We start from the raw sequence: 11,074 nt of genomic DNA, 5'->3' as shown, positions 1-11,074 counted from the left end.
GGTCCGTACCCCTACTGGCCGGTACGGACCGCCCTGCCGTGTATGGGGCATCTGGATGTCACCACCGCAGCCTCAGGGAGGTAGGGTCGTAGGCGGTCGGGGACATCCCAAACAGAGCTCGCCGGCTCTTCATGGCCGGCGTACCAACGAGGAGATCGGTTCGTGACGATCCGCGTAGGCATCAACGGCTTCGGCCGCATCGGTCGTAACTACTTCCGCGCGCTGCTGGAGCAGGGTGCAGACATCGAGATCGTGGCTGTCAACGACCTGGGTGACACCGCGACCACCGCTCACCTGCTGAAGTACGACACCATCCTCGGCCGCCTCAAGCAGGAGGTCTCGCACACCGAGGACACCATCACCGTCGGCGACAAGACCATCAAGGTCCTCGCCGAGCGCAACCCCGCCGACATCCCGTGGGGCGAGCTGGGCGTCGACATCGTCATCGAGTCGACCGGCATCTTCACCAAGAAGGCCGACGCCGAGAAGCACATCGCCGGCGGCGCCAAGAAGGTCCTCATCTCGGCCCCGGCCAAGGACGAGGACGTCACCATCGTGATGGGCGTCAACCAGGACAGCTACGACCCGGCGAACCACCACGTCATCTCCAACGCCTCCTGCACCACCAACTGTGTGGCGCCGATGGCCAAGGTCCTCGACGAGAACTTCGGCATCGTCAAGGGCCTGATGACGACGGTGCACGCGTACACGAACGACCAGCGCATCCTGGACTTCCCGCACAAGGACCTGCGCCGCGCCCGTGCCGCCGCCGAGAACATCATCCCGACCACCACGGGTGCCGCCAAGGCCACCGCGCTGGTCCTCCCGCAGCTCAAGGGCAAGCTGGACGGCATGGCCATGCGCGTCCCGGTCCCGACCGGCTCGGTCACCGACCTGGTCCTCGAGCTCGGCCGCGAGGTCACCAAGGAAGAGGTCAACGCCGCCTTCCAGAAGGCGGCCGAGGGCGAGCTGAAGGGCATCCTCGAGTACACGGAGGACCCGATCGTCTCGTCCGACATCGTCAACGCCCCGGCGTCCTGCACCTTCGACTCCTCCCTGACCATGGTCCAGGAGGGCAAGAACGTGAAGGTCATCGGCTGGTACGACAACGAGTGGGGCTACTCCAACCGCCTCGTCGACCTGACGGTCTTCGTCGGCAACCAGCTCTGATCCACGGAGCAGGCACGTCCATGTGAGAACAGGGCTCGGGCAGCGCGAGAATGCGCTGTCCGAGCCCTGACTCACGTACAGATCAGAGCTGTTCGATCACGAGCGCTTACGAGCGATCACGAGCTCTTCCAGGAGTCCCCTCATGAAGACGATCGACGAACTCCTCTCCGAAGGGGTGGCCGGCCAGCGGGTCTTCGTCCGCGCCGACCTGAACGTGCCGCTGGACGGCACCACCATCACCGACGACGGCCGGATCCGCGCCGTGGTGCCCACGGTCAAGGCCCTCGCCGACGCGGGCGCAAGGGTGGTCGTCGCCTCGCACCTGGGCCGCCCCAAGGGCGCCCCGGACCCGGCCTTCTCCCTCGCCCCGGCCGCCGCGCGCCTCGGTGAACTCCTCGGCACGGACGTACCGTTCGCCACCGACACGGTCGGCGAGTCCGCCCGGTCCACCGTCGCCGCCCTCACCGACGGCCAGGTCGCGGTCGTCGAGAACCTGCGCTTCAACGCCGGTGAGACCAGCAAGGACGACGCCGAGCGCGGCGCCTTCGCCGACCAGCTCGCCGCCCTCGCGGACCTCTACGTCGGCGACGGCTTCGGGGCCGTGCACCGCAAGCACGCCTCCGTCTACGACCTTCCGGCCCGGCTGCCGCACGCCGCCGGCTACCTCATCGCCAAGGAGGTCGCCGTCCTGAAGAAGCTGACGGACGACCTCCAGCGGCCCTACGTCGTCGCCCTCGGCGGCGCCAAGGTCTCCGACAAGCTCGCCGTCATCGACCAGCTGCTCGGCAGGGCCGACCGCATCCTCATCGGCGGCGGCATGGCCTACACCTTCCTCAAGGCCAAGGGCTACGAGGTCGGCGGTTCCCTCCTCCAGGAGGACCAGATCGCGGCCGTCCAGGAGTACGTCGAGCGGGCCGAGAAGACCGGCGTCGAGCTGGTCGTGCCCGTCGACGCCCTGAGCGCGACCGAGTTCCCGGACCTGAAGACCAAGGCTGCCGCCCACCCCACGACCGTCGCCGCGGACGCCATCCCGGCCGACCAGATGGGCCTCGACATCGGGCCCGAGACCCGCAAGCTGTACGCGTCCAAGCTCGCCGACGCCGCCACCGTCTTCTGGAACGGGCCCATGGGCGTCTTCGAGCACCCCGACTACGCCGAGGGCACCAAGGCGGTCGCCCAGGCCCTCGTCGAATCCAAGGGCTTCACCGTGGTCGGCGGCGGAGACTCCGCCGCCGCCGTGCGCACCCTCGGCTTCGACGAGACGGCATTCGGCCACATCTCGACCGGTGGCGGCGCCTCCCTCGAATACCTCGAGGGCAAGACGCTCCCCGGCCTCGCCGCACTGGAGGACTGACCTAGATGAGCACGCGCACGCCGCTGATGGCGGGCAACTGGAAGATGAACCTCAACCACCTCGAGGCCATCGCCCACGTCCAGAAACTCGCCTTCGCCCTGGCCGACAAGGACTACGAGGCCGTCGAGGTCGCCGTCCTGCCGCCCTTCACCGACCTGCGCTCCGTACAGACCCTGGTCGACGGCGACAAGCTCAAGATCAAGTACGGCGCCCAGGACATCTCCGCACACGACGGCGGTGCCTACACCGGCGAGATCTCCGGCCCCATGCTGGCCAAGCTGAAGTGCACGTTCGTCGCCATCGGCCACAGCGAGCGCCGCCAGTACCACGCCGAGACCGACGAGCTGGTGAACGCCAAGGTCAAGGCCGCCTACAAGCACGGCCTGACCCCCATCCTGTGCGTCGGCGAGGAGCTGGAGGTCCGCGAGGCGGGCAACCACGTCTCCCACACCCTCGCCCAGGTCGAGGGCGGTCTGAAGGACCTCCCCGCCGAGCAGGCCGAGACCGTCGTGATCGCCTACGAGCCCGTCTGGGCCATCGGCACCGGCAAGGTCTGCGGCGCCGAGGACGCCCAGGAGGTCTGCGCGGCGATCCGCGGCAAGATCGCGGAGCTGTACTCGCAGGACGTCGCCGACAAGGTCCGCATCCAGTACGGCGGCTCCGTGAAGTCGGGCAACGTCGCCGAGATCATGGCCCAGGCCGACATCGACGGCGCCCTGGTCGGCGGCGCCTCGCTGGACGCCGACGAGTTCGTCAAGATCGTGCGCTTCCGCGACCAGTGAGTATGCGGTAGGCGCGATCCGTCGTACCCTTGCGGGGTCCAGCACTGTGCTGGACCCCGCGTCGTCCATCCGAATCCGAGGAAGTTGGTCCAGCCGTGGTTTTGGGGTTCTCGATCGCCCTGATCGTCTTCAGCCTGCTGATGATGCTGCTGGTGCTGATGCACAAGGGCAAGGGCGGCGGTCTCTCCGACATGTTCGGTGGCGGCATGCAGTCCTCCGTCGGCGGCTCCTCGGTCGCCGAACGCAACCTCGACCGGATCACCGTCGTGGTCGGTCTGCTCTGGTTCGCGTGCATCATCGTGCTCGGCATCCTGATGAAGGTGAACAACTGACCGGCCCGCATCCCGCACGCACTGCGTACGCAGGCAATACGTACGTAACGCCCCATGTTCGGTACGCGCGGCACAGCGCGGCCTATCATGGGGCTTGCGTCTAGGTGTGAGGGTTGTAACTCCAATCACTGGACGCGCGTTGGGCCTTACGTAGACTGAGGCGCTCGCAGCGAAGCGGAACGCCGACTCGCTTCGCGGCACCATCACGCAGGGAGTTACGACCGTGGCAAGTGGCAACGCGATCCGGGGAAGCCGGGTCGGGGCGGGGCCGATGGGCGAGGCCGAGCGCGGCGAGTCCGCGCCGCGGCTGCGCATCTCCTTCTGGTGCTCCAACGGACACGAGACCCAGCCGAGCTTCGCCAGCGACGCGCAGGTGCCCGAAACCTGGGACTGTCCCCGCTGCGGATTCCCGGCCGGCCAGGACCGGGACAACCCGCCGGACCCGCCGCGCACCGAGCCCTACAAGACGCACTTGGCGTACGTGCGGGAGCGCCGCAGCGACGCGGACGGCGAGGCGATCCTCGCCGAGGCGCTCGCCAAACTGCGGGGCGAGATCTAGAAGTCGAGACCGGCCGGGCACCAGCGGGTGCCCGGCCGGAGCTGCTTTCCGCACCGGCGGACGGCCGCTCGCGGACCGATTGTCAGTGGTGCCCTCTACGGTTTGTGCATCGGGCGAACCGTGAGGGGGGACAGTGGCGACGGTCGAGGTGGGAAGCGTGCGCGCGCCCGCGTGGCGCGGGGGGTTCGGACGGCTGTGGAGCGCCGCCGTGCTGTCCAGTTTCGGTGACGCGCTGCGTACGGCCGCGCTGCCGCTGCTCGCCGTCACGCTGACCGACGAACCGCTGCTCATCGCCTCCGTCACGGCCTGCGGCTATCTGCCCTGGATCGTCTTCGGCCTGCTCGGCGGGGCCGTCGCCGACCGCGTGGACCAGCGGCGGGCGATGTGGACGGTGGACGCCTTACGTGGGCTGCTGGTCGCCGCCTTCGCGGTGGCCGTCGCTCTCGGTCACGCCACGATCGGCCTGCTCATCGTGCTGGCCTTCGCCCTGACCACCCTCCAGACCCTCTTCGACAACGCCGCCACGGCCCTGCTGCCCGCCCTGGTCGACCGCGGCGCCCTCGGCAGCGCCAACGCCCGGCTGCTGACGGGCCAGCGCATCGCGGGCGGCCTGCTGGGCGGGCCCGTCGTGCCGCTGCTGCTGGCCGCCGGGGCCGCCGTGCCCTTCGCGGCCGACGCCGTGACGTTCCTGGTGGCCGCCGCGCTGGTGGCCTCACTGCCGGCCGCCGAGTCCGACCGCGCGCCGCGACCGTCGGGCAGCACACTGCGCCGCGAGATCGCGGAAGGGTTGCGCACCCTGTGGCGCGACCGCGCCCTGCGCGGCCTGTGCGCCGCGACCGCCCTGTGCAACATCGGCATGGGCGCCCAGCTCGCCCTGCTGGTCGTCCTCGTCACCGACTGGCTCGGCGCGGGCCCCGCGGGATACGCGGCGGCGGGAGCGGCCTTCACGCTCGGCAGTCTGGCCGGGGGAGTGGTCAACGGCCGGCTGGTCGCGCGTCTCGGCCGGCTGCGGTCCGTGCTGCTCGCCGGCTCGGTGCAGACCGCGGCCCTCGTCGTCATGGGCACCGTACGCAGTCTCACCGTGCTCGTGGGCGCGCTCGCCGTCTTCGGGCTCATGGGCATGGTGTGGAACGTCAACACCACGACACTGATGCAGGAGCGCAGCCCCGCCGAGCTCCTGGGCCGGGTCAGCTCGGCCTTCCGCACCCTGGCCTTCGCCGGCGTTCCCCTCGGCGCCCTGCTGGGTGGGGCCGTCGCCACCGCCTGGGGGCCGAACACCCCGCCCCTGCTCACGGCCGCCTTCTTCGTCCTCTCCGTCATCGCGCTGATACCCGCGCTCAACGTGAACGTAGATGTTGTCGAGCCGGGCGACGGCGCCACGGCAGCCGATGTCACGCGCTGCTCCATTAGGTTGGGACCGGCAGCGGGGCAAGGTACGCAGGCAGGACAGGAAAGAAGGCTGAAGCCCGAGATGAACGCAGACGGCCGTACCAGGCTCAACCAGACGCCCGAGTGGACGGCACTGGCCAAGCACCGCGAGGAGCTGGGCGATGTCCAGCTGCGCGAGCTGTTCGCCGCCGACTCCGGCCGCGGCACCGCGTACACCCTCCGGGTCGGCGACCTGTACGTCGACTACTCCAAGCACCTCGTCACCGACGACACCCTGCGGCTGCTGCGCGAACTGGCCGCCGCCACCGACGTGTTCGGGCTGCGGGACGCCATGTTCCGCGGCGAGAAGATCAACACCACGGAGAACCGGGCCGTGCTGCACACCGCGCTGCGAGCGCCGCGGGACTCGGTCGTCGAGGTCGACGGCGAGAACGTGGTGCCGGGCGTGCACGCGGTGCTCGACAAGATGGCCGACTTCGCGAACCGGGTGCGCTCGGGGGAGTGGACGGGGCACACTGGCAAGCGGATCCGCAACGTGGTCAACGTCGGCATCGGCGGCTCCGACCTGGGTCCCGCGATGGCGTACGAGGTACTGCGCGCCTTCACCGACCGCGACCTGACGGTCCGCTTCGTGTCGAACGTGGACGGCGCCGACCTGCACGAGGCGGTGCGGGATCTGGACCCCGCTCAGACGCTGTTCGTCATCGCCTCCAAGACCTTCACCACCATCGAGACGGTCACCAACGCCACGTCCGCGCGCGGCTGGCTGCTGGACGCGCTCGGTGACGACGCCGCCGTCGCCAAGCACTTCGTCGCCCTGTCGACGAACGCCGAGAAGGTCGCCGAGTTCGGTATCGACACGGCCAACATGTTCGAGTTCTGGGACTGGGTCGGTGGCCGTTACTCGTACGACTCCGCGATCGGCCTGTCCCTGATGATCGCGATCGGCCCGGACAACTTCCGGGAGATGCTCGACGGCTTCCGGATCGTCGACGAGCACTTCCGGACCGCGCCCCCGGAGTCCAACGTGCCGCTGCTGCTGGGCCTGCTGGGCATCTGGTACGGCAACTTCCACGACGCCCAGTCGCACGCGGTGCTGCCGTACAGCCACTACCTGTCCAAGTTCACCGCCTATCTCCAGCAGCTCGACATGGAGTCCAACGGCAAGTACGTCGACCGGGACGGGCGTGAGGTGGAGTGGCAGACCGGCCCGGTGGTGTGGGGTACGCCGGGCACCAACGGGCAGCACGCCTACTACCAGCTCATCCACCAGGGCACGAAGCTGATCCCGGCGGACTTCATCGGCTTCGCGCGGCCGGTCGGGGAGCTGGGCGACCGGCTCAAGGCGCAGCACGACCTGCTGATGGCCAACTTCTTCGCGCAGACGCAGGCGCTCGCCTTCGGCAAGACACCGGAGGAGGTGCGGGCCGAGGGTGTGCCGGAGGAGCTGGTGCCGCACAAGACGTTCAAGGGCAACCACCCGACGACCACCATCCTGGCGCCCGAGCTGACGCCGTCCGTCCTCGGCCAGCTGGTCGCCCTCTACGAGCACAAGGTGTTCGTGCAGGGCGCGGTGTGGAACATCGACTCCTTCGACCAGTGGGGCGTGGAGTTGGGCAAGGTCCTCGCCAAGCGGGTCGAACCCGCGCTGACCGAGGGCGCGGAGGTCGAGGGCCTGGACGCGTCCACCAAGGCCCTGGTCGCCACGTACAGGGAGCTGCGCGGCCGGCAGTGACGAGGACCGGGCGGGAGGCGGACGGCAGCGCGTCGTCCGCCCACCGCCCGGTGGCGCGCTGACTCCAACCGCCGCTCGGCGCGCGCTGTTTCCGCCCACTGCCCGGCGGTGTCCCTTCCGCTTCCCGTAGACTCCCCGTCGATCATCACGGCGAGTGCTCGGGGGAGCGCGAAGTGGCACGCACACGCGGAAGTTGGACAGGCGGCACGCTGACGGTCCGGTCCGTCCTGAAGCCCCAGGACGTGGCCCGGGCGGTGTTCCACCCGGCGTGGATACCGCAGCCGCTCGATCCGTCCGTGGAGCGGCTGAAGAAGTTCCGGGTCATCGCCGGGGCCGTCGCGTCCCTCGGTGTCTTCACCTTCGTCGAGGGCGGCTTCGACTTCACGGAGCTGCTGGAGAACGCGATGACGGCCTCCGTCGTCCTGCTCTTCCTCACGCCGCTGACGGTCGGGGCGATGCTCTTCGTATGGCGCCGGGGCGGCACGGTGCGGCAGCTGCGGGTGCCGCTGCTCAACTCCCTGCTGCTGCTCCTGCTGTTCGTCGGATGCGTGGCCGCACTGCTGGGGCTGGTACAGACCGTGAACGGGTCGGCGAACGCGGCTGTGATCATCGGGGTCGGCCTGACGATGATGTGGATGCTCATCTTCACGGCCTACGGGGCGGTGCGGGTCTCCGGCAACTTCTTCGGCACGGCCGCCACGCACCGCTGTCTGCCACCGCTGCTCGCCATGGTGACCAGCTGGCTGGTGGCCGTCCCGGACCTCGTCACCGGTGATCTGCACGGGCTGAGCCTCACCCTGGGCATCGTCTTCATCCTGGGCGCTCCGGTGACGGTCACCGCCATCGCGCTGCTGGAGATGGGGCGGCTCAAGCGGCGGTACGGGATCCGGCTGAAGGCCCATCCGGCGACTCTGGCGCCGGCGCCCGGGCCGGTCCCGCCGATGCCCCCGGGAATGCCCCCGGCCGGGTCGCCGTACCTGCCGCCGCAGGGAAACCCGTACGGCCATCCCTACGCGCCGGGCGGGCAGCACCCGTACGCCCCGCACCCGCACCCGCAGCCGCCGTACAACCCGGGGCACCCGTACGGGGGCTGACCCCGGAGCGGCCGGGACGTCAGGCGACCGCGCTCAGCGTGTCCGCCAGGCGGCGGCGGGCCGCGCGGGCCGCGGGTACGGCGGCCAGGGCGGCCGCGCAGAGTACCGCCGCCGCACCTAGCAGCAGCATCAGCGGGGCGGACGGCCCCTGGGCGATGCCGGCGCCGATACCGCTCGACCGGCCCTGGGCGTCGATCAGCCAGTGGGCGAGCGGCAGGCCCAGGGCGGTGGCGGCGAGCACGGCCGCCAGTGCCGTACAGCCGGTGGCCGTGACCGTGATGGCCGTGATCTGGCGGGGGGACAGGCCGATGGCCTTCAGCGCGAGCAGGTCCCGTTCGCTCTCGCGGACGGTGCCGCCGATCGCGGTCAGCAGCTCGATCAGCCCGATGAGGGCGAGGACGGCGATCAGCCCGGCGATGACGGCGCGCAGCGGGGAGAGCCCGTCGGCGGGGTTGGTGACGGTGTGCACGTCCAGGTGGCCGCGCCCGGCCGTGGCCAGCCGGTCGGCGACCTCCCGGGGGTCGGCACCCGGGTCCAGACGCAGCTCGTAGAGGGTCGGGCGGAGCTCGGGGTCGTTCGCGCGGAGGGTGTCGAGGGACGTCGAGATGACCCGGCCGGCGTTCTCCGGCTCGACGCTGCGGCCCACGATGTGCAGGATCTGCGGCTGGTCCCCGACGGTCATCCGCACCCAGTCGCCGACGCGCACGTCCAGCAGGTCGAGCAGTCCCTGCCCGGCCACGGCCTCGTCGGCGCCGCGGGCGGGGCGGCCCTCGGCGAGGGTGTACGGGTAGGGGTCCTGGCCGGTGCCGAGGCCGCGCAGGGCGATGGTCGCCGTCTGGCCCGGAACCAGGGCGGCCGTCTCCACGCCGGGGTAGGCGGCGGCCACCTCCGGGTCGCGCTCCAGGAGGGCGCGGGTCTGCCGCTCGCTGAGGCCGGCGTCGGCGCGGACGCTGAGGGCGGTCGGCAGGCCGACCTGCTCGGGCGTGCTGTGGAAGCGGTCGATGGTGGTCCACGCGCTCATCGCCACGACGATCAGCAGCAGCGGCAGGGTGAGGCGGGCGACGGTGGCGAGGGACCGGGGGCGGCGGGTGAACGCCTTGTGCCAGCCCAGCACCAGCGCGGGCGGAACCCCTGCCCCGAGGGCACGCCGTGCCAGGTCGGAGAGCTGCCCGGCCCGGGGAGCCGCAGGGCGCAGCCTGAGGACGCGGCGCAGGCCGCTGGTCGGCCGTCCGCCATGCGGAGCCTCCGCGGGCTGTGGTCGCGGGGCTTGGCTCGGTGCCCCGGTCGGCAGCCCGTCAGGTGCGGCCGCCGCTGTGGGCCGCAGCCCGAGGATCCGGCGCAGGCCGTCGGTCAGACGCCTGACAGGCGGTGCGGCAGCGGGCTGGAGGGCTTGGGCTGTTGTTCCGGTCGGCTGCGTGCCAGGTGTAGCCGCCGCAGGGCCCGGTCCGAGGGCTCGGCCCGTGTTCGCCCCGGACAACCGCCCGCCGAGTGCCGCCGCGGGCCGCTGCACCGGGACCGGCGGGACACGGCCCGCTCGCCAGGCGGCCAGGCCGGTGGTCGCGCCGATGAACAGCACCGCGCCCACCGGGATCACGAACAGGGCCACGGTGTGGCCGGGCAGTCCCTGCCACACCCCGACCGCGTCCCCGAGGCGCCCCGGGATCCGGCTGCCCAGGGCCTCGGCCAGCGCGGCGGCGGCCACGGCGCCGAGGAGGGCGTAGGCGAGGTGCTGGAGCAGGAAGATGCGGACCACCTGGCCGGGGGTGAAGCCGATCGCCTTCAGCACGGAGAGATCCCGCAGGTGGCCGCGGATGCGGGTGCCGATCGCCCCGTGCACGGCGAGCCCGGCGGCGACCAGCGCGCCCAGCCCGAACAGGCCCAGCACCTGGCCGAGGAGCCGGTTGTCGCCCTGCGCCTCGGCCCGGGCCTGCTGCCAGGTGGACACCTCCCCGATCGCCCCGGCGCCCAGGACGGTCACGGCGCGCTGGACGACGTAGGACGTGTCGCCGGGATCCGTCAGCCGCAGTCCGATCACCTGGCCGCCGGGGTCCGGCACGGCCGACGGCAGTGCCCACACCAGGCCCGGCTGTTCACCGGGCCGGTAGCGCGGCTCGGCGCTGTCGGCGAGGCCCACGACGGTCAGTTCGCGGGCGGTGCCGGGCACGGTGAGGGTGTCGCCGGGCTCGGCCAGCAGGGCGCGGGCGAGGCGGCTCTCCAGGACCACACCGTTCGGCGTCGCGGGGTCCAGCCAGTGGCCGGAGACCACCGGCGGGCGGCCGACTGACGGCCGCTGCGGGGTGGCGCGCAGCTCCACGGCGGCGCGGCTGCCGCGTGAGGCGACGGTGGTGGCCGCGGTGGGGTAGGGGCCGGCGACGGAGTCGACACCGTCCAGCCCGGCCAGCTTCCCGGTGTCGGCGGCGGTGTCGGTGTGCAGCCACACGTGCGCGCCGTGCGACTGCGTGAACACGCGCTGCCAGGGATTGGTGGCGTACCCGAACAGGGCCGTGGCCAGCAGCAGGGAGGCGACGATGCCCGCGGTGGCGAGGACGAGGAACAGCGCCTCGCCGCGGTGCGTGCGCAGATCGGAGTGCGCCCAGCGCAGGGTGGCTCGCACGGGCCTCAGCCCCTCGGCCCGGACACCGGGCAGCCGTCGTACACC

The 11,074-nt window shown here is 71.4% G+C and carries 8 protein-coding genes and 1 pseudogene; 8 read left to right on the top strand and 1 reads right to left on the bottom strand.

The window, feature by feature from the left end:
* The first annotated feature begins 162 nt into the window (after positions 1-162).
* The 8 genes and pseudogenes from gap (at position 163) to ACZ3I3_RS02810 (ending at position 8,415) form a co-directional block, all read left to right on the top strand.
* A complete protein-coding gene (gene gap / locus ACZ3I3_RS02845) occupies positions 163-1,170 on the top strand; it encodes a type I glyceraldehyde-3-phosphate dehydrogenase (RefSeq protein ID WP_086561720.1) in 1,008 nt (335 codons plus the stop codon).
* Positions 1,171-1,312: 142 nt separating this feature from the next.
* Positions 1,313-2,524: a phosphoglycerate kinase gene (locus ACZ3I3_RS02840; RefSeq protein WP_467362010.1), complete on the top strand. Its 1,212-nt coding sequence runs from the start codon at positions 1,313-1,315 to the stop codon at positions 2,522-2,524.
* Between the two features lie 5 nt (positions 2,525-2,529).
* Complete coding sequence (gene tpiA / locus ACZ3I3_RS02835) at positions 2,530-3,306, top strand: triose-phosphate isomerase (protein WP_356923156.1); 777 nt, start codon at positions 2,530-2,532, stop codon at positions 3,304-3,306.
* Between the two features lie 95 nt (positions 3,307-3,401).
* A complete protein-coding gene (gene secG / locus ACZ3I3_RS02830) occupies positions 3,402-3,638 on the top strand; it encodes a preprotein translocase subunit SecG (protein WP_208641567.1) in 237 nt (78 codons plus the stop codon).
* Positions 3,639-3,861: 223 nt separating this feature from the next.
* The gene (locus tag ACZ3I3_RS02825; RefSeq protein WP_003976875.1) at positions 3,862-4,197 is read left to right on the top strand and encodes an RNA polymerase-binding protein RbpA; all 336 of its coding nucleotides are present in this window, start codon (positions 3,862-3,864) and stop codon (positions 4,195-4,197) included.
* Between the two features lie 133 nt (positions 4,198-4,330).
* Positions 4,331-5,470 (top strand): annotated as a pseudogene (locus ACZ3I3_RS02820) (MFS transporter); the annotation flags it as partial.
* A gap of 198 nt (positions 5,471-5,668) precedes the next feature.
* Entirely contained in the window at positions 5,669-7,321 is a 1,653-nt protein-coding gene (gene pgi / locus ACZ3I3_RS02815; RefSeq protein WP_467362702.1) for a glucose-6-phosphate isomerase, read from the top strand.
* Between the two features lie 173 nt (positions 7,322-7,494).
* Positions 7,495-8,415 (top strand): hypothetical protein, encoded by a 921-nt coding sequence (locus ACZ3I3_RS02810; protein ID WP_467362009.1) that lies wholly within the window; start codon positions 7,495-7,497, stop codon positions 8,413-8,415.
* Between the two features lie 19 nt (positions 8,416-8,434).
* On the opposite strand, the gene ACZ3I3_RS02805 is transcribed toward ACZ3I3_RS02810, so the two are convergent.
* Entirely contained in the window at positions 8,435-11,029 is a 2,595-nt protein-coding gene (locus ACZ3I3_RS02805) for an ABC transporter permease (RefSeq protein WP_467362008.1), read from the bottom strand.
* Positions 11,030-11,074: the final 45 nt, after the last annotated feature.

The organism is Streptomyces sp. NPDC016851 (assembly GCF_055562795.1).
The sequence above is the reverse complement of the archived record's forward strand: the minus strand, read 5'-3'. Positions and strand labels throughout refer to the sequence as shown.